The sequence below is a fragment of the Devosia rhizoryzae genome, from assembly GCF_016698665.1.
Classification (GTDB): Bacteria; Pseudomonadota; Alphaproteobacteria; order Rhizobiales; family Devosiaceae; genus Devosia; species Devosia rhizoryzae.
The window spans coordinates 1,103,181-1,125,072 of the sequence record NZ_CP068046.1 but is presented as its reverse complement, the minus strand read 5'-3'; the positions used below and the strand labels follow the sequence as shown (position 1 = coordinate 1,125,072).

The window sequence follows — 21,892 nt, the reverse complement described above, 5'->3', positions numbered from 1 at the left end:
TCGCGACTAGGCTTGGGGCTGGGCTTTGGACTTGGGACTTGACGACATTCTGGACGACGTAGCCGCCATCCAGCGGATCCCGGCCATTCCTGTTATCCTGCAGGTCCTGGCCAAGGCCACGGGCATGGGCTTTCTCGTCGTGGCGCGCGTTACTGCCGAGCGCTGGGTGGCCTGCAGCGTCCTTGATCGCATCGACTTCGGCCTCACGGCCGGCGGCGAACTTCCTGTCAAAACAACGCTTTGCTCGGAAGTGCTCGACTTCGGCCGGGAAGTGGTGATCGACGAAGTCGCCACCGACCCGACCTATGCCGCCCATCACACGCCGGCGCTTTATGGCCTTCAAAGCTACATCGCCGTTCCGATCGTCCTGCCCAATGGCGAGGTTTTCGGCACCCTCTGCGCCATTGATCCCAAGCCGCACAAGCCTTCCGAATCGGTCGAGATCTTCCGGCTTTTCGCCGATCTCATCTCGTTCCACCTCGACGCGCTGCAAAAGCTCGACCAGTCTCGCACCGAGCTCACGCAGGCCAACGCCGAGCTCGACAATTCCCGCTTCGATCTCGCCACTAGCCAGGCCAGCCTGCTCGACGCCGAAACCGGCTCGGAACTGCGAGAACAGTTCATCGCCGTGCTCGGCCATGACTTGCGTAATCCCCTCGCCGCCATCGAAGGCGGGCGCCGAATTCTCAGCAATCAGGTTTCCGATCCAAAATCCGAACGCGTGCTGCGCCTCATGGGTGAAAGCGTCTCGCGCATGAGCGGACTTATCGACAATGTCATGGATTTTGCCCGCGGACGGCTCGGCGGCGGCATCGGCATCGAGCGCTCGCCGGACGGGGAGATCGAACCCTTGCTCTCCCAGGTGATCAACGAGATCCGCTCCGCGTATCCGGATCGTGAAATCATCACGAACTTCGCCATCAGCGAACCCGTCTCTGTAGACCACGCGCGCTTTGCGCAAATGGTCTCAAATCTGCTCGGAAACGCCATCACCCATGGCAGCGAATCGACACCTATCCGCATCAGCGCAGCCGCGGCGGGCGACGGCTTTGAACTCAGCATTACCAATGCCGGTGAGCCTATTCCCCCGGCAGCCATGGAGCGCCTGTTCCAGCCCTTCTATCGCGGCCAGGTTCGTCCCAGCATGCAGGGCTTGGGCCTAGGCCTTTATATCGCCAGCCAAATCGCCAAGGCGCATGGCGGCGCGCTGATCGTTCGCTCCAATGCGCAGGAGACCTGCTTCACCTTCCGCATGCCGTTGCGCCAGTCTGAAATTTAGCTGACTCGAGAGGCGACCAACCGGCCGCTCGCCCGTTTAGTCCGCGCCTAACCGGAGCAGACTATGACCACGCCACAAATCCTCGCCTTTCTGACAATTGCGGGGATGATGGTGGCATTCGTCATCGGCCGCTGGCGCTACGACATCGTCGCCGTCGGCGCCTTGCTGATTGCTCTCCTTGTCGGCATCGTTCCGCCGGACGCCGCCTTTAGCGGGTTCTCCAATGACATCGTCATCATCGTGGGAAGTGCGCTTGTTGTCAGCGCCGCGGTGGCGCGCTCCGGCATCATGGAAGTGGCGATCCGCCGCTTTGCGCCAAACCTGTCCGGTCCGCGGGCCCAGCTGATCCTCCTTGTCGCCATTGTCACCGTGCTGTCTGCCTTCGTCAAAAACATCGGCGCCCTTGCCATCATGATGCCCATCGCCTTTCAGATGGCGCGGCGATCGGGCGTTTCGCCCTCAATGTTCCTGATGCCCATGGCCTTCGGGTCGCTGCTCGGCGGATTGATGACCCAGATCGGCACTTCGCCCAACATCATCGTCTCGAGCGTGCGCGAGGAACTCACCGGCACGCCTTTTACCATGTTCGACTTCACCCCGGTCGGCGCCATCCTGGCCGCTATCGGCATCGTTTTCCTGGCACTTTTTTACTGGCTTCTGCCCAAGCGCGAGCGCGAGGACACGGGCATGGAACGGGCGATCGAAATCAAGAACTACACGACCGAAGCGCGAGTGCTCGAAGACTCGCCCGCCGTCGGCCTCACTGTGCATGACCTTCACGTCGCAGCCGACAACTCGGCCATGGTGACCGGCATCGTCGGACCGAACGGCAATCGCCGTACGCCGCTCCCGGACGCAACCATCAAGGCAGGCGACATCCTGATCGTCGAAGGCGCGCCGGAAGCCCTCGACAAGATGGTCAGCCAGACCGGCCTCTCCTTTTCGGAACGCCGCGGCGAGGCCGCCAAGGACGTCGCCAATACCGGCGTCATCGAAGCCATTGTCGGCGAAAACTCGGCCCTGATCGGTGCGACCGCGCAGGAACTGACGCTGTTCGACACAACGGGCCTCAACCTCCTTGCCGTGTCACGTCGCGGCGAACGCTTCACCAGCCGCTTGGGCGAAATCCGCTTTCGCAACGGCGATGTCATTCTCTTGCAAGGCCACCTGCAGCGCTTGCCTGAGCTCCTGCGCCAGTGGGACTGCCTGCCCTTGGTCGAACGCGGCCTCAAGCTCGGCAGTGTTCGCAACGGACTTGTGCCGCTGTTGATCCTCCTTGCCGCCATGGCCGCGACCGCCTTCGGCATCGTGCCCGTCGCACCCGCCTTTTTTGCGGCGGCCGCGCTGATGGTGATCTCGGGTGCCTTGCCGCTGCGCGATGTCTATAACCAGATTGACGCGCCGATCCTCATCATGCTCGCCTGCTTGATCCCAGTTTCCGAAAGCCTCCAGGCCACCGGTGCCACTGATTTGATCGCCGACTGGCTGACGGTCACGGCCCAGGCCTTGCCCGGCTGGGCCGCCCTGGCGCTGATCATGGTTGCGGCCATGGCGGTCACGCCTTTCCTCAACAATGCCGCTACGGTTCTGGTCATGGCCCCCATCGCCGCAGTGTTCGCGACAGGGCTCGGCTACAGCCCCGAGGCCTTCCTAATGGCGGTTGCGATCGGGGCCGGCTGCGATTTCCTCACGCCGATCGGCCACCAATGCAACACCCTGGTCATGGTGCCGGGCGGCTACAAATTCGGTGATTACTGGCGTCTTGGCCTGCCGCTTTCGATCCTCGTCGTGATCGTCGCGGTCCCAGCCTTGATGATCGTCTGGCCCTTCTAGGCCCAGCTTGCCTTTTCATCAATCTGTGCCACGCTCTCCTTGTCGGAAGACTCAATTTCCGAGGAGGGAACGAAAATGGGTTTTGACGGTGTAGGTTGGCTGGCCGCAATCATTATCGGCGGTGTCGCCGGATGGCTTGCCAGCATGTTCATGAAGTCCGGCGGCGGTGTTCTGATGAACATCCTGCTCGGCATTGTTGGCGCCATTCTCGCCAGCCTTCTGTTTGGCCTCTTGGGGGTCAATTTCGGCGGCTGGCTGGGTTACCTGATCGCAGGTTTTATCGGCGCCTGCATCATCATCGCCATTGCCCGCGCGGTGCGCCGGTAAGCAAGACGACCCGGCCGCTTCACGGCGGCCGGAACTCCCCGGGAAGAACTTGGCGTCATCGGCGCCTTGGAAAGAACGTCTTTCCAGCGCTCGACGCGTCGATAAATTACTCATCCAGTGCAGGCCTTTAGCGCTTTACGCTTGAACTTGTCCATCGCATCAACGTCGACAATTCGACTCCTCCGATGGACCAGCGTCACCATGAACAAGCTTTTCATCCCGGCCTTCGCCGTCCTGGCCCTCGCCGCCACGCCTGCCCTCGCGCAGCCGACCGATATCCTCAACGCTTCCTACGACATCGCGCGCGAGCTGTTCGACGCTGAAAACGCCGCCTACACCGCCTCGGGCGCGACCGTCACCGTCAACCAGTCCCATGCCGGCTCCTCCGCCCAGGCCCGCGCGATCCTCGAAGGCCTCCAGGCTGATGTCGTGACCTTCAATCAGGTGACCGACGTCGAGCGCTTGGTCGAAGGCGGCTTCGTCTCGGATGACTGGCAGACCGAATTCCCCAACAATGCAGCGCCCTTCTATTCCTTCCCGTCCTTCCTGGTCCGCGCCGGCAATCCCAAGAACATCAATGACTGGGGTGATCTGGCCGCCGAAGGCGTGCAGGTGATCTTCCCCAACCCGAAGACCTCAGGCAATGGCCGCTACACCTATCTCGCCGCCCGCGCGTGGGCGAACGAGGAATATGCCGGCGACAAAGCACAGGTCGAGGCTTACCTCGCCAAGCTCTTCAGCAACGTCCCAGTCTTCGAGACCGGCGGCCGCGCCGCCACCACCGCCTTCACCGAACGCCAGCTCGGCGACGTGCTGGTGACCTTCGAAGCCGAAACCTTGGCCGTCACCAAGCTTCTGGGTGACGACCAGTATCAGCCGGTCACCCCCTCGGTCAGCTTCCTCTCCGAGTTCCCGGTCGCTATCGTCGACAAGGTCGTCGATGCCCGCGGCAGCCGCGACCTTGCCAAGAGCTATCTCGACTTCCTCTTCACGCCGGAAGGCCAGGAAGTTGCCGCGCAGAACTTCCACCGCGTCCAGGACGAGACCGTTGCCGCTGCCCACGCCGAAACCTTCCCCGAAATCCGCCTCGTCACCGTCGAAGACGAGTTCGGCGGCTGGGACCAGGTCGCCAGCGAGCATTTCGCTGACGGTGGCCTCCTCGACAAGGTCTTCATCAACCAGTAAGCGCGAGAGACAACAGTCAGCTCTCCCTATCCTTGAGGGGGAGGGTAGCGGCGCTTGGCCTAAGGCCATAGCAAAGCTGGGGTGGGGTGGAGCCAGGCACGCTATCGGTGTGCGTGGCCCCACCCCACCCTCATTCCCTCCCCGTCCAGGGGAGGGAGGCGCTAGATCTAGGCACAAAGCCGGTAGGACGCTTCAAGAATGGCCCGCAGCAAACACCTGCTTCCCGGTTTCGGCCTCACCATGGGCGTCTCGCTGTTCTACATCACGCTGATCATCCTCTTGCCGATCGCCGCAATGCTGCTCAAGATCGCGGGCATGGGCTGGGAAGAGTTCTGGCGCATCATCAGCTCCAATCGGGCGCTGGCTGCCTATCGCATCACCTTCAGCTCCGCCCTGATCGCGACCGTGATCAACGGGGTCGTGGGGCTGCTTTTCGCCTGGGTTCTGACCCGCTACCGCTTTCCCGGCCGACGCTTTCTCGATGCGCTGATCGACTTTCCCTTCGCCCTTCCCACCGCCGTGGCGGGGCTCGTGCTGGTAACGCTCTTCGCCAATACCGGCTGGTACGGGCAGTGGCTCGAACCCAACGGCATCAAGGTCAACTACACCCAGGCCGGCATCATCGCGGCGATGACCTTCACCTCGATCCCGTTTGTGGTCCGAGCGGTGCAGCCGGTGCTTGAAGAGGTGGATGAAGCGCTTGAAGCTGCGGCGCGCACGCTGGGCGCAACGCGCGGGCAGATCTTTACCCGCATCATCTGGCCCGCCATTCTCCCTGCCTTCATCGGCGGCTGCGTCCTTTCCTTCGCCCGCTCGCTCGGGGAGTTCGGTGCGGTGGTCTTCATCGCCGGCAACCTGCCAGGCCTGACCGAGATCGTCTCGCTGCTGATCTTCATCCGCCTCGACGAATACAACTACGAGGCCGCCGCCGCCCTAGCCTTCGTGCTGCTGCTTGTGGCGCTACTGACGCTGATCGCCACCAATGCGCTGGCGGCCTGGCAGACGCGCTATGTCGAAAGGGCGGCGTGATGGCCAAGCCCGCGCGCTCACCCGGCGAAATCGTCCTCATCGGCCTCGCCTTCGCCTTCGCAGCCCTTGTTCTCGCAGTGCCGATCGCGTTGATCTTTGCCTTCGCCTTTCGCGAGGGCGCAGCGGTCTATTTTGCCAATATCTTCGAACGCAACACGCTCCACGCCATCTGGCTGACTGTGCTGACGGCCATCGTGGTTGTGCCGATCAACATTGCCGTGGGAGCGGCGCTGGCCTGGCTGGTGACGCGCTTCCGCTTCCGCGGCCGCCAATTGCTGATCTCGGCGATAGAGCTGCCCGCCGCGATGAGCCCGATCGTCGCCGGTGTCACATACCTCTTTCTCTATGGTGCGCAGGGCCTGTTTGGTCCGGCGCTGCAATCTGCCGGCATCCAGGTGATGTTCACGCCGCTAGCCATTATCCTGGTCAGCCTCTTCGTGACCGCACCCTTTGCCGCCCGCGAACTCATTCCGCTGATGAGCCAGCAGGGCACCGAGGACGAGGAAGCGGCTTTGTCGCTCGGCGCCAATGGCTGGCAGATGTTCTGGCTGGTCACGCTGCCCAATATCCGCTGGGCACTGGTCTATGGCGCCGTGCTGACTAATGCGCGGGTCATGGGCGAGTTCGGCGCCGTGTCCGTGGTCTCCGGCACCATTCGTGGCCAGACCAACACCCTGCCGCTCCAGATCAATCTCCTCTTCAACGACTTTAACGTCACCGGCGCCTTTGCTGCCGCATCGACGCTGACGCTGATTGCCGTCGCGACGCTTCTGATCAAGAGTGTGCTGGAAAGCCGCCAGCACGCCTGAACCGCTCATGCACACTAGCCACTCCATTCCCCTGCGCCGCCGTCCACCGCTGACGCTTGGCCCACGTGCCCTTGTCATGGGAATCCTTAATGTCACGCCCGATAGCTTTTCCGACGGCGGCCAGCACGATCATGTGGCGGCAGCCGTCGCCCATGCCCAACTTATGCTGGCGGAAGGCGCCGATATTCTCGACATCGGCGGGGAGAGTACGCGCCCGGGTGCCGAAACCGTCGGCGTGCAGGAGGAGCTCGACCGGGTCCTGCCGGTGATCGACGCTATCCGCGCCGCAGGCATCGAGGCGCCGATCTCGATCGACACCATGAAGCCGCTGGTTGCGCATCAGGCCATCGAAGCGGGCGCCGACATCATCAATGACGTCACCGGGCTTCAGGGTGCACCCGAAATGGCAGAGATCGCGGCCGTGTGCGGGGCGCCGGTAATCGCCATGCACTGGGACAAGAGCTGGACGGCAGCGACCGAGCCCCTGCCCGCCATGGTGTCGTGGTTCCGACGGACCATCGAAATCGCAGACGCTGCGGGCGTACCAGTGCTCATCCTCGATCCTGGGTTTGGCTTCACCAAAACCCTGACTCAAAACTACAGCATCTTGCGACAACTGACTGATCTGACTCAGGCTTTTCCCGAGCATCCAGTCCTTGTCGGCACCTCGCGAAAATCGATGATAGGCAAGCTGCTCGACAACGAGCCGGCAGAGCGCCTGCCTGGAACGATCGCCACAACCGTCCAGGGCTACGAACGCGGCGGGCACATCTTTCGCGTGCATGATGTCAAAGCCAATGCCGATGCCCTTCGCGTCGCACAGGCAACGCTGTATGGTCCGCCCAAACGGGAAGGCCAAGCATGACCCCCTTCAGCGGCGACCGCATCATCCTCAGCGACCTCGGCTTCTATGGCTATCATGGCCTGTTCTCGGAAGAAAAATCGCTGGGCCAGCGCTTCTTCATCGACCTGCAATGCGGCGTCGACCTTTCCGGCCCGGCACAGACCGATGCCATCGGCTCGACGGTCAGCTATGCGGCGATCTACGACACGGTGAAGACCGCCTTCGAGACGCGCCGCATGCACCTGATCGAAGCCGTGGCACAAAATATCGTCGATGCGCTTTTCGCTGCCTTCGACGATATAGACTGGGTCATCGTTCGGGTCCGCAAGCCCGAAGCGCCCATCGCCATGGTGCGCGGCGAAGCAGCGATCGAACTGCACCGCGTTCGGCCCACTTGATGGCGCGTGCCTGGCTTAGCCTTGGGGCCAATATCGGCGATCCGCCTGCGCAGTTGGCCGAGGCCATACGCCTGCTTGCGGATCACGAGCATATCGAGGTCGTGGCGCAGTCTGCGATCATCCGCACCAAGGCCTGGGGCAAGACCGATCAGCCCGACTTCGCCAACATGGCCGCCGAAATCGAAACCGACCTGCCGCCGATCGACCTGCTGCATGCCTGTCTCGACATCGAGCGTGACATGGGCCGCGTCCGGCACGAAGTCTGGGGCCCGCGGCTGATCGACATCGACCTCATTGCCTACGAGCGGCTGGAGATGGATACGGCAAAGCTCACGCTGCCGCATCGTTTCGCGCATGAACGCGACTTCGTGCTCGAGCCGCTGCGTGAAATCTCACCGCAAACGGCGGAGTGGCTGCTTAGCCTGCATTGACCGGATGAACAACGGCCACCGCAATGTCGAACTCGACGCGGCGCTTGGCCCGGCGCTCCATGGCTTCTTCGTCTTCGCCCCAAAGCCGGATCTGATGATCTTCGTCGACATGGGCCGCGGTCCAAACCTCATCCGGCGTCATCAGCTTGTGCAGCAGCGCCAGGGCAAGGATACCTGAACCGGTGAGGCCCGTGATCGAAACCAATGCCGTCAGCGGCAGCAGCCGCTGCCCTTCGAGAGCCTGGTCGAGCTTTTCCAGCGTCTGGGCCGGCTGCGGCTGGTGAATGATGCCGATGGTGGGCTGGAAGGCCACGTCGAAATGGCGCGCCACCTTGACCAACGCGCCGTCCCAGACGCGTTCCTGTTCATCAACGAGCTCCTGGGGGGTATCGGCGCGATAAAGCAGCAGATCGTTGCCAGCGAACTTGATGACCTCGGCCCGAAATTCCGGGATCATCTCCTCGCCGCTTTCGACCGCGGAATTGACGAGCCGCACCATGGGCATGGTCGCCGGATCGATAAACTCGCCTTGTGCCGCCCACTCCTCCGCCATGGTCTGCGCCACGCTGAGGGCCGGCACCACCACCGGGACCTTCTTGCCCGGCGTCCGCACCTGACGGCCATCCAGCGTCACCGAAAATCCTTCGGCGCTGCGGGCAACATCGACTTGGCTGTAGAAGCGCTTGGGCAGCTCGACCTTGTTGAGGTGCTGCGCACGGCCATAGCCATCATTGATGTGCTTTTGGGCGTCCTCGAGTTGGTCGCGCATGGCTCAGCCCTCCTCGGGATCGGTGTTCTGCACGTCAAAGCGATCGGCGTCGAAGCCCAGCGCATCCCAGCTTTGCCGCATATGCTCAGGCAGGGGCGCCGAAACGTCGATCTTCTTGCCGTTGCGCAGCGGGATGGCAATGCGGCGGGCGTGGAGATGCAGTCCCTCGCCCAGACCGGGCGCTGCCTGCCAATTCTCGATGTTGAAGTAACGCGGATCGCCGATGATCGGCGTGCCGAGTTGCGCCATGTGCACGCGCAGCTGATGCGTGCGGCCCGTGACCGGCTTCAGTGTCACCCAAGCGAAACGGCGGCTGGCCGTATCGGTGGTCGAATAATAGCTGAAGGAGTGGACGGCGCCGGGCGCGCCATTGCGCACCACCACCATCTGCTCGCCATCCGTGGTCTGCTGCTTGGCGAGGAAACAGGAAATCTCGCCTTGCCGCGGTGTCGGATTGCCGGCGACCAGCGCCCAATAGATCTTGCGGGCCGAGCGCGAGCGGAACACGGAGCCGAAATGCTTGGCTGCCGCAGCAGTCTTGGCGACGACGAGGCAGCCCGACGTATCGCGATCGAGACGGTGGACCAGGCGCGGTGCCTCGCCCTGCTTGTTGGGAAGGTTCTTGAGCAGCCCGTCCATGTGGCGGGTCGTGCCGCTGCCACCCTGCACGGCTAGGCCATGCGGCTTGTTGAAGACGTAGAGGTCATCATCCTCATAAAGGATCAGGTCCTTGAGGAAGTTGACATCGTCCTGGTTCACCTTGAACTCGCGAACCGTGTCCGGGTCGTCGATCGGCGGGATGCGGACGGTCTGGCCGTGGCTCAGACGGGTGCTGGTTTCGACCTTGGCCTTGTCGACCTTGACCTCGCCATTGCGGATCAGCTTTTGCAGGCGCGCAAAGCCCAGCTGCGGAAAATGCCGCGCAAACCAGCGATCGAGGCGCATGCCATCGTCATCCGCACCGACTGTTCTATGTTGTACGCCGCTCATGCCGTTCCGCCTCGTGTCATCAGAAGCCCGAGATATAGGCCCGCAACGCAAACCACAACCGACAAGCCGACATAGAGCATTGCCTGCGCCCACTGGCCGCGCTCGAGCAGCACCACCGTATCGAGCGAGAAGGACGAGAAGGTGGTGAAGCCGCCCAGAACGCCGACGGCAAGGAACAAGCGCGCCTCTTCCTGCCAGGCGGGCATGAAGCGGGTGAGAAGCCCAATGGTGATGCCCATGGCAACGGCGCCCAAGATGTTGATCAGGAGAATGGCCAGCGGGAACGAGTTTTGCCAGAAACGGCTGATGACGCTGCCAAAGCCGTAGCGCGCCATCGCACCCAGGGCGCCGCCAAGGCCGACGAGCAAGACGGCGGGCATCAGTCTTCAGCCTCGCGCTTTGCTGCTCTCAAGCGCTCAAAATAGTCGACCCGCTTCTTGAGGTCGCGCTCGAAACCGCGTTCGACCGGCTGGTAGAACTTTTGCCGCCCAAGCTTTTCGGGAAAGTATTCCTGGCCGGAGAAAGCATCGGGCGTATCATGGTCATAGATATAGCCGCCGCCATAACCCTCGCCCTTCATCAGCTTGGTCGGGGCGTTGAGAATGACCATTGGCGGCATGGGCGAGCCGGTCGATTTCGCCAGAGAAACTGCGGCCTTGTAGGCTGTGTAGACGGCGTTGGATTTGGGCGCCAGCGCCAGGTAGACCACGACCTGGGCCAGCGACAGCTCGCCCTCGGGCGAGCCCAGCATCTGGTAGGCGTCGCGGGCGGCAACGGCGAGCGTCAGCGCCTGCGGATCGGCAAGGCCGATGTCTTCCGACGCCATGCGGATCAGGCGGCGGGCGAGGAATAGCGGATCTTCGCCGGCATCGAGCATGCGCGCGAAGTAATAGAGCGCTGCGTCCGGGTCCGAGCCGCGAATGGTTTTGTGCAGCGCCGAGATCAGATTGTAGTGGCCATCTTGCGCCTTGTCGTAAATCGGCGCCCGACGCTGCACGACTGTGAGGAGGCTGTTGGCGTCCAGCACCTCATCCGGCGACGCCGATGCTAAAACCTCTTCGACCAGGCCCAAAAGGGCGCGGCCATCGCCGTCGGCGAGCGTAAGCAGCGTCGATCGCGCTTCGTCGGTGAGGGGCAACTTGTCGCCGAGAAGCGTTTCTGCCCGGTCGAGCAGCTTGGCGAGGTCTTCGAGGTTCAGCGACTCAAAGCGCAGGACCTGGCTGCGCGACAAAAGAGCGGCGTTGAGCTCGAAGGAAGGGTTTTCGGTGGTGGCGCCGATCAGGGTCACGGTGCCGTCTTCCATCACCGGCAAAAAGCTATCCTGCTGGGCGCGATTGAAGCGATGGATTTCGTCGACGAAAAGGAGCGTACGGTGACCGGACAGGCGGTCGAAACGCGCCTTCTCGAAGACCTTCTTGAGCTCGGCGACGCCGGAAAAGATCGCCGAGATCTGGACGAAGCTGAAATCGATCTGATCGGCCAGAAGCCGCGCCACCGTGGTCTTGCCGGTTCCCGGCGGCCCCCAAAGGATCAGCGAGCCGAGACGGCCAGACGAGAGCATGCGCCGCAGCGTGCCGCCCTCGCCCAAGAGGTGGGTCTGGCCGATGACCTCATCGAGCGTTTTGGGCCGCAGCTGATCGGCAAGCGGGCGGGCGCGGTCGGTTTCGGACGGATCGGCGGCGAAGAGGTCGGACATGACCTCTCCTTACCAGAGGCGCTTGGGCTCTGCATCACCCACTGACGATTGCCCGGCTGACGCGGCCATCGCGCTGCAGGATGATCTGCCAGGTGCGGACGCGCTGCGAGGCAAGCTGGCTGAAGCTTGCCGCATCGCCGATATCCTGGTCGTTGAGCGCAAGGATCACGTCGTCGAGCTGCAGGCCCATGGCCTCGGCTGCGGAGCCGGGTTCGATCGCCGTGACGATTACGCCCTTGGCGTCATAGGGCAGTCCCTTGGCTTCGCTAAGCGCTGGATCGAGCTGGCGAACGGTGAGGCCATCGAAACGCGAGTCGGCATTTATTGTCGCAATGGCACTGTCCGCCGGCTGCGGCGCCGCTTCGACGGTGAAGGCAACGGTGTCGGTTTCGCTGCCGCGCAGGCGCTCAAGCTCCGCGGTCTCGCCCACCGGGCGGGTGGCAAGGCGGAAGTTGAAGGCGCTCGGATCATCGACCCGCTGCCCATCAACCGACAGAATGACGTCACCGGACTGGAAGCCAGCGCGCTCGGCGGGGCCGCCCGGTGCGACCTCGGTGATCATGGCGCCGTGCGGCGCCAGCATGCCAAGGCTTTGGGCGATGTCGGATGTCACCGCCTGCATCTTGGCGCCAAACCACGGGCGCACGATAGCCCCGCCGGTGACGCCGGCTTCGGCAACGAGCTCGGCCATGTTGGCCGGAATGGCAAAGCCGATGCCGACCGAGCCGCCGTTTTGCGAATAGATGGCGGTGTTGATGCCGACCAGGTGCCCAGACATGTCGACCAGGGCGCCGCCGGAATTGCCGGGATTGATGGCCGCATCGGTCTGGATGAAGAATTCGTAGTCGGTGGACTCGACGCCCGTGCGCGCGAGGCCGGAGACGATGCCGCTGGTGACGGTCTGGCCGACGCCGAAGGGATTGCCGATGGCAAGGACCAGGTCGCCCACCAGAAGCGCGTCGCTGTTGGCAAAGGTGATGGCGGGGAACGTCGCGTCTTCGGGCTCGCGCACCCGCAGCACCGCAAGGTCGGTCTGCTCGTCCTCGATGACCACGTCGACCGCCATCTCGCGCCCGTCATGCAGCGCGATGCGCACGTCGGTCGCGCCTTCGATGACGTGGCGGTTGGTGAGGATGACGCCCGAGGCATCGACGATCACGCCCGAGCCAAGTGACTGCGACTCCCGCGGCCGGCTCTGGAACTGCTGGCCAAAGAAGCGCGAGAAGAACGGGTCATTGGCGAACTGCGACGCTGCCTGCTGTTCGATGCGCGTTGCATAGACGTTCACCACCGATGGCGCGGCGGCCTGCACGATCGGGGCAAAGCTCAGCTGCACCTGTGCATCACTCTGTGGTGCGACCCGCTCCGCATCCGGCGCCGGGGCCATTTCGATCTGCGCCACCGCTGGCCTGGCCCCATCCCACGGCGCCAGGGCGAAGGTGCCGCCGATCGCCAAAGCGACCAGGGCGAGAAGCGAAAAAGCAAGCACACGCAAAGACATGAGGCACCCGGCGGAATCAATAATAGAGCTGCGTTTCGCAGCTCCTATTCAGGGACCAGAGCGCTTGGATTCTGTCACGAAAATGACGCTTCTAGCGTGTTGGTTCGGCTCGGAAATAATCGTTTGCATGAGGGGTCATGCGACCCTATATGCAGCGCTCACTTTTCCGCTTTTTCCTGAGCCCGAAAGGCCTGTTGTCCAATGACTGACGAGCCGAAAACCGTCTACGCCAATACCTCTGCGCTGATCGCTGCCGAACAGCCGGATTTCCCGTCTTTTCTGTTCTCGGAACGGGAATTCCACAAGGCGGTCAAGGTGTTCAAGAAGGGCTTTGACGGGCTGCTGACTTACGCGGTCAAGTGCAACCCCTCCCCGCACATCATTGCGCAACTGCACAAGGAAGGGCTGACGGCGTTCGACGTCGCCTCCAACAACGAGATGGAACTGGTGCGCGACCATGCGCCGGGCGCCGTCATGCACTACAACAACCCTATCAAGAACAAGCGCGAGATCGAACGCGCCTATGAAGAGTTCGGCGTTCGCTCCTTCACCATCGACCACCCGCAGCAGCTCGACCAGCTGGCTTCGGTCGTGTCGCCCTCGCGCGATGTGGAAGTGACCACCCGCTTCAAGGCCGGCAAGGCGCTAAAATCCTATGACTTCGGCATCAAGTTCGGTGTCATGGAACAGGGCGCGGCTGAAATCGTCACTGCCGTCGAGAAGATGGGCTATACGCCCAGCCTCTGCTTCCACGTCGGTTCGCAGTGCGAAGACGCCTACGCCTATGAGCGTCACATCGCAGCGGCCTCGCGCATCGTCGAAGAGAGCGGCATCGAACTCAAGCGCCTTAATATCGGCGGCGGCTATCCGGCCCCCTACCCGACTAGCGAAGCGCCGCCGATGAGCTATTATTTCGAGACCATCGCGCAGGCCGTTCACGATCATTTCGGCGACAAGAACAAGCCGGAGCTGATTATCGAGCCAGGCCGGGCGCTGGTGACCTCCTCGACTTCGCTGCTGCTGCGCGTCAAACATCAGCGCGGCGGCCAGTCGGTTTACGTCAATGACGGCGCTTATGGCGCGCTGATGGAAGTCAAGTTCATGCACTTCACCCCGCCGGTGCGGGTGTGGCGTGGTCCGCGTATCCACGACAATGACCAGGAATTTTCCGAATTCACCGTCTGGGGCCCTACCTGCGACAGCTACGATGTGCTGCCTCAAGTCTTCACCCTGCCGGCCGATATCGATGAGGACGACTGGATCGAATTCGGCCTCATGGGTGCCTATACCCAGGCCTCGCTCACCCCCTTCAACGGCTTCGTGCGCCGGGACCAGTATTGGGTGGATGAGGTCTATACGGGCAAGGATGTGGCGCCGGAGTAAGCGTGAGCTTCGTGGGTGGGGATACGACCCCCACCCAGCCTCCCCCTGCAGAAGGGGGAGGAGCACCGCCGGTGGGCTTGGCTCGATCAAGCTCATCCCCCGCCTTACGGGGGAGGTTGGGTGGGGGCAGTTTAGGCAGTGACTTTCGTGGACGCCGGCTTCACCAACCCAAACCGCAGCGCACTGTCCGCTGCGCTCAGCACAGCCTCTTCCGGCGTATGGTAAGGCCGCCCGAGCAGCCGTTCGCCCTTGCTGCCGTCAAAGTGCTTCTCGTTGCCGATGTCGTTGATGATCTGACGGATCGTGCCGTTGAACGGCACCATCAGGCGGATGATCCAGTCGGGCACGGATTTGACCGTGATCGGGCGATCTGGATACGCGCGGCGCAGGATGGCAGCGACTTCGTCATAGCGCGTGAACGGGCTGGTGCAGAGATAGCGCTGACCGATGCTCTCGGGCTTCTGCAACGCCGCCAGGTGCATGGCGGCAACGTCGCGGACATCGCTGATGGCAAAGCCGATGCGCGGCATTGCCGGAGTCGAACCATCCAGAAGACCAGTGACCATGCCCAGCGAGATCGAGGCTTCCGGATCCAGTGCCGGCCCGAGGATCGCGCCGGGATGGATCGTGGTCAGTTCCATGCCATTTGCATCGGCGAACGCCCAGGCGGCGCGTTCAGCCTTGGTCTTGCCCATGCAATAGGCCCACGAGTGCCGCATCGCCCCGAGGTCGGTGAAATGCTCTTCGGTATAGATGCGCTTGCCGGTCACGTGGCCGTGGCCATAGCCGACGGTAGCGATGGACGAGGTCATTATCACCCGCTTGACGCCTGCAGCATGGGCGAAGCGCAGAACCCGCTCCGTACCTTCAACCGCTGGCCGCACAACCACATCAGGGTTCTTGGGTTCAACGCCAAGAATGGCCGCAGCCACATGCATCACGGCGTCGACGCCAATCATGGCTCCCGCCCAACCCGCATCACTGAGGAGGTCTGCCTCTACGAGCTCCAGCTGGGCAGCCTTACCGGGCGCCAAAGCATCGACAGCCGCCCAGATGCCGGGCACCTTGTTTTGCCCACGCACGGTGCCACGGACGTCATATCCGGCCTCGAGCAGTTGCCCGATCAAGTGCTTGGCGACAAAGCCGGATGCGCCGGTGACGAGAACTGTGCTCATGGATGCTCTCTCCGTAGCCTCATGGTGAGGTGCGAAGCGCAGCGCAGCCTCGAACCACGAGGCGTGGCACTATGTGGGCGGCACGACCTCGTCCTTCGAGGCTGCGCTGCGCTTCGCACCTCAGGATGAGGTCTACTGATAGACGCCCCAAAAGAAAAGCGGCCCCGATCTCCCGAGGCCGCGTTCCAAAACTAAATCTAGACCAGCTTACGCTGCTACAGATTCATCTTCATCGTCACGCGTGAAGACCGGACCAGAATCCTGGCCCTTGGCATCGACGTCGCGATCGACGAATTCGATCACGGCCAGCGGGGCGTTGTCACCGTAGCGGAAGCCAGCCTTGAGGATGCGGATATAGCCGCCCTGGCGTTCGGCATAGCGCGGGCCGAGCACGGCGAAAAGCTTCTGCACCTGGCCTTCGTCGCGGATCTGCGAGATGGCCTGGCGGCGGGCGTGGAGGTCGCCGCGCTTGCCGAGGGTGATGAGCTTCTCGACGATCGGACGGAGGTCCTTGGCCTTGGGAAGCGTGGTGACGATCTGTTCGTGCTTGATCAGCGCGGCGGACATGTTGGCGAACATGGCCTTGCGGTGAGAAGCGGTTCGGCTGAGTTTGCGGCCGCGATTACCGTGTCGCATGGGTTATCTCCTAAAGGTCTTGGGCGGCGCCGGATCAGTAATGATCTTCGTAGCGCTTGGCGAGGTCATCGATATTCTCGGGCGGCCAGTTGTTGACGTCCATTCCGAGATGAAGCCCCATCTGTGCCAGGACCTCCTTGATTTCATTGAGCGACTTGCGGCCGAAATTGGGGGTCCGCAGCATCTCGGCTTCCGTCTTCTGGATCAGGTCGCCGATGTAAACGATGTTGTCGTTCTTGAGGCAGTTGGCCGAGCGGACCGACAGTTCGAGCTCGTCGACCTTCTTGAGCAGCGCCGGGTTGAAGGCCAGTTCGGGAACCGAGTCCTGGGCCTTTTCCTTGGTGGGCTCTTCGAAGTTGACGAAGACCGACAGCTGATCCTGGAGAATGCGGGCGGCATAGGCCACGGCATCTTCCGGCGAGATCGCGCCATTGGTTTCGACCTGAAGGGTCAGCTTGTCCTTGTCGAGCGATTCACCGGCACGGGTGGCATCGACCTTGTAGCTCACGCGACGAACCGGCGAGAACAGCGAGTCGACCGGGATATAGCCGATCGGCGCGTCTTCAGGACGGTTTTTCTCGGCCGGGACATAGCCCTTGCCGGTATTGACGGTGAACTCGATATTGATCTCGGCACCATCATCGAGATGGCAGATGACGAGATCGGGGTTGAGCACTTCGATATCGCCGGAGACCTTGATGTCGCCGGCAGTGACCGAAGCCGGGCCCTGCTTGGAGAGGGTCAGGCGCTTGGGGCCTTCGCCGCCCATCTTGAGCGCGATTTCCTTGACGTTGAGAACGAGGTCGGTGATGTCCTCGCGCACGCCCGGGAGAGACGAGAATTCATGCAGAATGCCGTCAATCTGGATTGCCGTCACTGCCGCGCCCTGGAGCGACGACAGCAGCACGCGACGCAGGGCGTTACCAAGAGTAAGCCCGTATCCGCGCTCAAGCGGCTCGGCAACCACCGAGGCCACGCGCGCGTTATCGCTGCCCGAAACAAAGTCCAGCTTGGTCGGCTTGATAAGTTCCTGCCAGTTCCTCTGGATCGTCACGGTATGTCCTTTCAAATTAGCGGCCGCAAAGGCCGCTCCGCCGCAAACACAATAGGACTCCCGGCCGCGAAGCCGGGAGGTATCCAATGGTCTAGATTAGACGCGGCGCCGCTTGCGCGGACGGCAGCCATTGTGCGGGATCGACGTGACGTCGCGGATCGAGGTTACGTTGAAGCCAGCGGCCTGGAGGGCACGCAGAGCAGACTCACGGCCTGAACCCGGACCGCGAACTTCGACCTCAAGGGTCTTCATGCCGTGTTCCTGCGCCTTCTTGGCAGCATCTTCGGCAGCAACCTGAGCAGCATAGGGGGTCGACTTGCGCGAGCCCTTGAAGCCCATCACGCCCGAGGACGACCACGAAATCGTGTTGCCCTGCATGTCGGCGATGGTGACCATGGTGTTGTTGAACGAAGCGTTCACGTGGGCAACGCCAGACGTAATGTTCTTGCGTTCCTTGCGCTTGACGCGCGCGGTATCAGTCTTAGCCATTCATTTCCTCGATGGGTATCGGCGCTGCCGTAATGCCAGCAGCTCCACCACGGAAGAAACGGTGCAAGCCAAAAAGCTTGCCCCGCCCTTCCAATCCAAACACCTGCCCCGCGTCCGCGGGAAACAGAGATTACTTCTTCTTGCCGGCGATCGGCTTGGCCGGACCCTTGCGGGTGCGGGCATTGGTGTGGGTGCGCTGACCGCGGACCGGAAGGCCACGGCGGTGGCGCAGGCCACGATAGTTACCAAGATCCATCAGGCGCTTGATGTTCATCGCCACGTTGCGGCGAAGATCGCCTTCCACGACGTAATCGCGGTCGATGGCTTCACGGATCTGGATGACTTCGGCGTCGGTCAGTTCATTGACACGGCGCTCGGCCGGAATACCGACCTTCTCGGTGATATCCTTGGCGAACTTGTCGCCGATCCCGTGAATATACTGCAGCGCGATGACCACGCGCTTATTCGTCGGGATGTTGACGCCAGCAATACGAGCCACGTCTGCTCTCCTTCATTCACACGCGCCATCGCGGCGGGTGCCTTTAAACAACAAGGGACCGGATTTCGACCCCCAACTAAGGGAGAACCGAATCCAGCCCAATGATCCATGAGACTGGTGCGGTTCTTTAAGGATAGAACCGAGCAGAGTCAACAGCCCCTGCCCGGCTCGAATTACTTGCCGAGCGCGGACTTGATTGCGTCGGTGACTTCTTCGACGGGCGACATGCCGTCGACAGTTTTGACCAAGTTCTGGCGACCATAATAGTCGACCAGCGGAGCCGTGCTGCTCTGGTAGACATCGAGGCGCTTGCGGATCACGTCCGGATTGTCGTCCGGACGGTTGCTGTCCTTAGACCGCTGGATTACGCGGCGCACCAGCTCATCGGCATCCGCCTTGAGCTCGATGACGGCGTCGAGCGCAACGCCCTTGTCAGCCAGCATGCCGTCGAGGGCCTCGGCCTGCGCGATGGTGCGCGGGAAGCCGTCGAGGATGAAGCCTGGCTTGCAGTCTTCGGCATCGAGGCGTTCCGAGACGATGCCATTGACGATGGCGTCGGAAACGAGGTCGCCTCGATCCATGATCGCCTTGGCTTCGAGCCCGAGCTGGGTCTGGTCGGCAATGGCCGACCGGAGGATGTCACCGGTCGACAGCTGGGGGATGCCATAGGCCTCCACCAAGATCTTGGCCTGGGTGCCCTTCCCCGCCCCCGGCGGGCCCAACAGGATCAATCTCATCGACGCTTGCCTCCACCAAGACGGGACTTCTTCAAGAGCCCTTCATACTGCTGCGCGACCAGATGGCTCTGGATCTGCGTGATGGTGTCCAAAGTCACCGTCACCATGATCAGGAGCGACGTGCCGCCGATGAACTGGCTGACGGCCAGCTGGCTGAACATCACTTCGGGAATCAGCGCCACGAAGGTCAGGTACAAGGCACCTACAACGGTGATGCGCGTCAACACATAGTCGATGTGCTGCGCGGTGCGCTCACCCGGACGAATGCCCGGGATGAAGCCGCCGGAGCGCTTGAGATTGTCAGCCGTCTCGGTCGGGTTGAAGACGATGGCCGTGTAGAAGAAGGCAAAGAAGATGATGAGGAAGGCAAAGAGCGCCAGATAAAGCGGTTGCCCACGGCCCAGCAGCGCCGTCACAGTGGTCAGCCAGCCCGGCGCGTTGCCCTGCGCGGCAAACGACGCAATGGTCGCCGGCAGCAGCAGAAGCGAAGAGCCGAAGATTACCGGGATAACGCCCGAAGTGTTGAGCTTGAGCGGCAGATGCGAGCTTTCGCCCTGGAACATCTTGTTGCCGACCTGGCGCTTTGGATACTGGATCAACAAGCGGCGCTGGGCGCGTTCGAAGAACACGATGACCGCAATTACCACGAGGGCCAGAAGGATCATGCCGATGCCTGCAAAGGCCGGCAGCGCCCCGGTACGGCTGAGTTCGAGGGTCTGTGCCACAGTGGATGGCAGGTTGGCCACGATACCAGCGAAGATGATCAGCGAAATACCGTTGCCGACGCCGCGGGCGGTAATCTGCTCACCCAACCACATCAGGAACATGGTCCCACCGACCAGCGTAATAACGGTCGAGATACGGAAGAACCAACCCGGGTTGAGAACGACGCCCTGGCTGCCTTCAAGACCCACAGCAATGCCATAGGCCTGAACCATACAGAACACGACCGCGAGGTAGCGGGTGTACTGGTTCATCTTGCGGCGGCCCGCCTCACCCTCTTTCTTGAGGGCTTCGAGGCGCGGCGACGCCGTGGCGATCACCTGCACCACGATCGAAGCGGTGATGTAGGGAATGAGGTTGAGGGCGAAGATCGCCATACGCTCGACCGCACCACCGGAGAACATGTTGAACATGCCGATGATGCCCTGCTGCGACTGTTCGAACGTCGCGCGGAAAGCGTCGGGATCGATGCCCGGAACGGGAATGAAAGTGCCCAAGCGATAAACAAGCAGCGCGCCCAGTGTGAACCAGATGCGCTGCTGCAGGGCTTTCGCCTTCGAAAAGGTCGAGAAAGAAAGATTACGTGCCAGCTGTTCGGCTGCGGACGCCATATATCGCTCCTATGGCCAGGACCGGCATCGTTCGGATCGAACGTGGGACGCCGCCCCAGTCATTTATTGCGCATCGTGCGGAGCGGAAAACCGGTTGCCACTGCCCGCCCGATGCCTTGAAGGCCAGGTGCGCTCGGAGCGCACGAGGAGCATATGGGACTGCAACCCCGGCGCAACAAACCAAAAAGACGCACCCAAACTTTGAGTCGGGTACGTCCTGCCGAGTGGATTACTTGGCGTAGGGGGTCTTCTTCCAGGTCTCTTTGACCGGGATGAGGTCGAGCTTGCCACCGGCAGCTTCGATAGCAGCGGCAGCGCCCTTGGTAGCGTAGTCGACATTGAACGAAACGTTCTTGGCCGAGAAGCCTTCGGAGCCGATCAGACGCACGCCATCCTTGGGACGACGGATGAGGCCGGCTGCGACCATTGCTGCGGCGTCGACGACACCGCTGGTGTCGAGCTTGCCGCTGTCGATATAGGCCTGCAGGCGGTCGATGCGGACTTCGTTGAAATCCTTCGGATTCCAAGCATTGAAGCCGCGCTTCGGCATACGCATGTGGAGCGGCATCTGGCCGCCTTCAAAGCCGTTGATCGCGACACCGGCACGAGCCGTCTGGCCCTTGCCGCCGCGGCCACCGGTCTTGCCGACGCCCGAACCGATACCACGACCCACGCGAACGCGGGTCTTGGAGGAGCCGGGATTGTCCCGGAGTTCATTCAAACGGGTCATGATAGCTCCCTTACTCGCCGACGACACGGACGAGGTGCGGGATCTTGTTGATCATGCCGCGAACTTCGGGCGTATCAACCAGCTCACGCTGCTTGTTCATCTTGTTGAGCCCGAGACCGATCAGGGTCGCGCGCTGGCTCTTCTCGCGGCGGATCGGCGAACCGATCTGCTGCACGGTAATGGTCTTGCCATCAGCCATAATAGTTCTCCAGGGCCCTATCAGGCTTCGACGGCAGCTTCGCCGCGGCGAGCCTGCAGTTCGGAAACCTTGAGGCCGCGACGGGCAGCCACCGAGCGCGGGCTATCGACATTCTTGAGAGCGTCGAAAGTGGCGCGGACCATGTTGTAGGGGTTCGAGGTACCGGTCGACTTGGCAACGATGTCGTTGATCCCAAGGGTCTCGAACACGGCGCGCATCGGACCACCGGCGATGATGCCGGTACCAGGAACGGCGGCACGCAGCACGACCTTGCCGGCGCCGTGGCGGCCGGTGATGTCGTGATGGAGGGTCCGGGCGTCGCGCAGCGGCACGCGGATCATCTGGCGCTTGGCCTGTTCGGTTGCCTTGCGGATCGCTTCTGGAACTTCGCGGGCCTTGCCGTGGCCGAAGCCGACGCGACCCTTTTGGTCACCAACAACGACGAGGGCTGCGAAACCAAAGCGCTTGCCGCCCTTCACAACCTTGGCCACACGGTTGATGTGAACCAGGCGATCGACGAACTCGCTTTCGCGCTCTTGTACGTCTCTGCTCATTTTATCTTTTC

25 protein-coding genes are annotated in these 21,892 nt (G+C 62.3%); 10 read left to right on the top strand and 15 right to left on the bottom strand.

Annotated elements, in window-relative coordinates; genetic code table 11:
• Positions 1-25 precede the first annotated feature (25 nt).
• The 9 genes from JI748_RS05645 to folK all read left to right on the top strand — a co-directional run bounded on the left by JI748_RS05645 (position 26) and on the right by folK (position 8,135).
• Positions 26-1,279 carry a GAF domain-containing sensor histidine kinase gene (locus JI748_RS05645; protein WP_233280620.1) on the top strand — a complete coding sequence of 418 codons (1,254 nt, stop codon included), beginning with the start codon at positions 26-28 and terminating at the stop codon, positions 1,277-1,279.
• A 63-nt stretch (positions 1,280-1,342) separates the two neighbouring features.
• On the top strand, positions 1,343-3,112 hold the full coding sequence (locus JI748_RS05640; protein WP_201635837.1) for an SLC13 family permease: 1,770 nt from the start codon (positions 1,343-1,345) through the stop codon (positions 3,110-3,112).
• A 75-nt stretch (positions 3,113-3,187) separates the two neighbouring features.
• Positions 3,188-3,439, top strand: a complete 252-nt coding sequence (locus JI748_RS05635; RefSeq protein WP_164534000.1) for a GlsB/YeaQ/YmgE family stress response membrane protein — start codon at positions 3,188-3,190, stop codon at positions 3,437-3,439.
• A 201-nt stretch (positions 3,440-3,640) separates the two neighbouring features.
• Positions 3,641-4,624 (top strand): sulfate ABC transporter substrate-binding protein, encoded by a 984-nt coding sequence (locus tag JI748_RS05630; protein ID WP_201635835.1) that lies wholly within the window; start codon positions 3,641-3,643, stop codon positions 4,622-4,624.
• A 198-nt stretch (positions 4,625-4,822) separates the two neighbouring features.
• Positions 4,823-5,653: a sulfate ABC transporter permease subunit CysT gene (gene cysT, locus JI748_RS05625; protein ID WP_201635833.1), complete on the top strand. Its 831-nt coding sequence runs from the start codon at positions 4,823-4,825 to the stop codon at positions 5,651-5,653.
• On the top strand, positions 5,653-6,462 hold the full coding sequence (cysW, locus tag JI748_RS05620) for a sulfate ABC transporter permease subunit CysW (protein WP_201635831.1): 810 nt from the start codon (positions 5,653-5,655) through the stop codon (positions 6,460-6,462). The genes cysT and cysW overlap by 1 nt, the downstream gene beginning before the upstream one ends.
• 7 nt (positions 6,463-6,469) lie before the next feature.
• Positions 6,470-7,327: a dihydropteroate synthase gene (gene folP / locus JI748_RS05615; RefSeq protein ID WP_201635829.1), complete on the top strand. Its 858-nt coding sequence runs from the start codon at positions 6,470-6,472 to the stop codon at positions 7,325-7,327.
• The gene (gene folB / locus JI748_RS05610) at positions 7,324-7,704 is read left to right on the top strand and encodes a dihydroneopterin aldolase (protein WP_201635827.1); all 381 of its coding nucleotides are present in this window, start codon (positions 7,324-7,326) and stop codon (positions 7,702-7,704) included. Before folP ends, folB begins: the two co-directional genes overlap by 4 nt.
• Positions 7,704-8,135 (top strand): 2-amino-4-hydroxy-6-hydroxymethyldihydropteridine diphosphokinase, encoded by a 432-nt coding sequence (gene folK / locus JI748_RS05605; protein WP_201635825.1) that lies wholly within the window; start codon positions 7,704-7,706, stop codon positions 8,133-8,135. The genes folB and folK overlap by 1 nt, the downstream gene beginning before the upstream one ends.
• On the opposite strand, the gene JI748_RS05600 is transcribed toward folK, so the two are convergent.
• From JI748_RS05600 to JI748_RS05580, 5 genes are read right to left on the bottom strand one after another with little or no spacing between them, the layout of a single operon-like run.
• Positions 8,122-8,904, bottom strand: a complete 783-nt coding sequence (locus JI748_RS05600; protein ID WP_201635823.1) for an ATP12 family chaperone protein — start codon at positions 8,902-8,904, stop codon at positions 8,122-8,124. The genes folK and JI748_RS05600 overlap by 14 nt on opposite strands.
• A 3-nt stretch (positions 8,905-8,907) precedes the next feature.
• Positions 8,908-9,894, bottom strand: a complete 987-nt coding sequence (locus tag JI748_RS05595; RefSeq protein WP_164534009.1) for an RluA family pseudouridine synthase — start codon at positions 9,892-9,894, stop codon at positions 8,908-8,910.
• Positions 9,891-10,274: a fluoride efflux transporter CrcB gene (gene crcB, locus JI748_RS05590; RefSeq protein WP_201635821.1), complete on the bottom strand. Its 384-nt coding sequence runs from the start codon at positions 10,272-10,274 to the stop codon at positions 9,891-9,893. The genes JI748_RS05595 and crcB overlap by 4 nt, the downstream gene beginning before the upstream one ends.
• A complete protein-coding gene (locus JI748_RS05585) occupies positions 10,274-11,590 on the bottom strand; it encodes a replication-associated recombination protein A (protein ID WP_201635819.1) in 1,317 nt (438 codons plus the stop codon). The genes crcB and JI748_RS05585 overlap by 1 nt, the downstream gene beginning before the upstream one ends.
• 34 nt (positions 11,591-11,624) lie before the next feature.
• The gene (locus JI748_RS05580) at positions 11,625-13,091 is read right to left on the bottom strand and encodes a DegQ family serine endoprotease (protein ID WP_201635817.1); all 1,467 of its coding nucleotides are present in this window, start codon (positions 13,089-13,091) and stop codon (positions 11,625-11,627) included.
• A 201-nt stretch (positions 13,092-13,292) separates the two neighbouring features.
• On the opposite strand from JI748_RS05580, the gene JI748_RS05575 reads away from it, so the two are divergent.
• Positions 13,293-14,474: a type III PLP-dependent enzyme domain-containing protein gene (locus tag JI748_RS05575; RefSeq protein ID WP_201635815.1), complete on the top strand. Its 1,182-nt coding sequence runs from the start codon at positions 13,293-13,295 to the stop codon at positions 14,472-14,474.
• 131 nt (positions 14,475-14,605) lie between these two features.
• Here the strand turns inward: JI748_RS05575 and JI748_RS05570 are convergent, their stop codons facing one another.
• From JI748_RS05570 to rpsE, 10 genes are all read right to left on the bottom strand, one after another.
• Positions 14,606-15,649 (bottom strand): NAD-dependent epimerase/dehydratase family protein, encoded by a 1,044-nt coding sequence (locus JI748_RS05570; RefSeq protein WP_201635813.1) that lies wholly within the window; start codon positions 15,647-15,649, stop codon positions 14,606-14,608.
• Positions 15,650-15,856: 207 nt separating this feature from the next.
• Positions 15,857-16,285 carry a 50S ribosomal protein L17 gene (gene rplQ / locus JI748_RS05565; protein ID WP_201635811.1) on the bottom strand — a complete coding sequence of 143 codons (429 nt, stop codon included), beginning with the start codon at positions 16,283-16,285 and terminating at the stop codon, positions 15,857-15,859.
• A 34-nt stretch (positions 16,286-16,319) separates the two neighbouring features.
• A complete protein-coding gene (locus JI748_RS05560) occupies positions 16,320-17,354 on the bottom strand; it encodes a DNA-directed RNA polymerase subunit alpha (protein WP_207633077.1) in 1,035 nt (344 codons plus the stop codon).
• Between the two features lie 81 nt (positions 17,355-17,435).
• Positions 17,436-17,828, bottom strand: coding sequence for a 30S ribosomal protein S11 (rpsK, locus tag JI748_RS05555; protein WP_201635809.1), 393 nt, complete (start codon positions 17,826-17,828; stop codon positions 17,436-17,438).
• A gap of 130 nt (positions 17,829-17,958) precedes the next feature.
• Positions 17,959-18,327 (bottom strand): 30S ribosomal protein S13, encoded by a 369-nt coding sequence (gene rpsM / locus JI748_RS05550; RefSeq protein ID WP_164534017.1) that lies wholly within the window; start codon positions 18,325-18,327, stop codon positions 17,959-17,961.
• Between the two features lie 173 nt (positions 18,328-18,500).
• Positions 18,501-19,064 carry an adenylate kinase gene (locus JI748_RS05545; protein WP_164534018.1) on the bottom strand — a complete coding sequence of 188 codons (564 nt, stop codon included), beginning with the start codon at positions 19,062-19,064 and terminating at the stop codon, positions 18,501-18,503.
• Positions 19,061-20,398, bottom strand: a complete 1,338-nt coding sequence (secY, locus tag JI748_RS05540; RefSeq protein WP_201635807.1) for a preprotein translocase subunit SecY — start codon at positions 20,396-20,398, stop codon at positions 19,061-19,063. The genes JI748_RS05545 and secY overlap by 4 nt, the downstream gene beginning before the upstream one ends.
• Before the next feature lie 229 nt (positions 20,399-20,627).
• Positions 20,628-21,128 (bottom strand): 50S ribosomal protein L15, encoded by a 501-nt coding sequence (rplO, locus tag JI748_RS05535; protein WP_164534020.1) that lies wholly within the window; start codon positions 21,126-21,128, stop codon positions 20,628-20,630.
• Positions 21,129-21,138: 10 nt separating this feature from the next.
• Positions 21,139-21,327 (bottom strand): 50S ribosomal protein L30, encoded by a 189-nt coding sequence (gene rpmD, locus JI748_RS05530; RefSeq protein WP_201635805.1) that lies wholly within the window; start codon positions 21,325-21,327, stop codon positions 21,139-21,141.
• 20 nt (positions 21,328-21,347) lie between these two features.
• Entirely contained in the window at positions 21,348-21,881 is a 534-nt protein-coding gene (gene rpsE / locus JI748_RS05525; RefSeq protein WP_201635803.1) for a 30S ribosomal protein S5, read from the bottom strand.
• Positions 21,882-21,892 lie beyond the last annotated feature (11 nt).

Bases quoted from the DNA above. Each gene is read 5' to 3' on its own strand.
- JI748_RS05640 (WP_201635837.1), top strand. From the start codon at position 1,343: ATGACCACGCCACAAATCCTCGCCTTTCTGACAATTGCGGGGATGATG.
- JI748_RS05635 (WP_164534000.1), top strand. From the start codon at position 3,188: ATGGGTTTTGACGGTGTAGGTTGGCTGGCCGCAATCATTATCGGCGGT.
- JI748_RS05630 (WP_201635835.1), top strand. From the start codon at position 3,641: ATGAACAAGCTTTTCATCCCGGCCTTCGCCGTCCTGGCCCTCGCCGCC.
- cysT (WP_201635833.1), top strand. From the start codon at position 4,823: ATGGCCCGCAGCAAACACCTGCTTCCCGGTTTCGGCCTCACCATGGGC.
- cysW (WP_201635831.1), top strand. From the start codon at position 5,653: ATGGCCAAGCCCGCGCGCTCACCCGGCGAAATCGTCCTCATCGGCCTC.
- folP (WP_201635829.1), top strand. From the start codon at position 6,470: ATGCACACTAGCCACTCCATTCCCCTGCGCCGCCGTCCACCGCTGACG.
- folB (WP_201635827.1), top strand. From the start codon at position 7,324: ATGACCCCCTTCAGCGGCGACCGCATCATCCTCAGCGACCTCGGCTTC.
- folK (WP_201635825.1), top strand. From the start codon at position 7,704: ATGGCGCGTGCCTGGCTTAGCCTTGGGGCCAATATCGGCGATCCGCCT.
- JI748_RS05600 (WP_201635823.1), bottom strand. From the start codon at position 8,904: ATGCGCGACCAACTCGAGGACGCCCAAAAGCACATCAATGATGGCTAT.
- JI748_RS05595 (WP_164534009.1), bottom strand. From the start codon at position 9,894: ATGAGCGGCGTACAACATAGAACAGTCGGTGCGGATGACGATGGCATG.
- crcB (WP_201635821.1), bottom strand. From the start codon at position 10,274: ATGCCCGCCGTCTTGCTCGTCGGCCTTGGCGGCGCCCTGGGTGCGATG.
- JI748_RS05585 (WP_201635819.1), bottom strand. From the start codon at position 11,590: ATGTCCGACCTCTTCGCCGCCGATCCGTCCGAAACCGACCGCGCCCGC.
- JI748_RS05580 (WP_201635817.1), bottom strand. From the start codon at position 13,091: ATGTCTTTGCGTGTGCTTGCTTTTTCGCTTCTCGCCCTGGTCGCTTTG.
- JI748_RS05575 (WP_201635815.1), top strand. From the start codon at position 13,293: ATGACTGACGAGCCGAAAACCGTCTACGCCAATACCTCTGCGCTGATC.
- JI748_RS05570 (WP_201635813.1), bottom strand. From the start codon at position 15,649: ATGAGCACAGTTCTCGTCACCGGCGCATCCGGCTTTGTCGCCAAGCAC.
- rplQ (WP_201635811.1), bottom strand. From the start codon at position 16,285: ATGCGACACGGTAATCGCGGCCGCAAACTCAGCCGAACCGCTTCTCAC.
- rpsK (WP_201635809.1), bottom strand. From the start codon at position 17,828: ATGGCTAAGACTGATACCGCGCGCGTCAAGCGCAAGGAACGCAAGAAC.
- JI748_RS05545 (WP_164534018.1), bottom strand. From the start codon at position 19,064: ATGAGATTGATCCTGTTGGGCCCGCCGGGGGCGGGGAAGGGCACCCAG.
- secY (WP_201635807.1), bottom strand. From the start codon at position 20,398: ATGGCGTCCGCAGCCGAACAGCTGGCACGTAATCTTTCTTTCTCGACC.
- rplO (WP_164534020.1), bottom strand. From the start codon at position 21,128: ATGACCCGTTTGAATGAACTCCGGGACAATCCCGGCTCCTCCAAGACC.
- rpmD (WP_201635805.1), bottom strand. From the start codon at position 21,327: ATGGCTGATGGCAAGACCATTACCGTGCAGCAGATCGGTTCGCCGATC.
- rpsE (WP_201635803.1), bottom strand. From the start codon at position 21,881: ATGAGCAGAGACGTACAAGAGCGCGAAAGCGAGTTCGTCGATCGCCTG.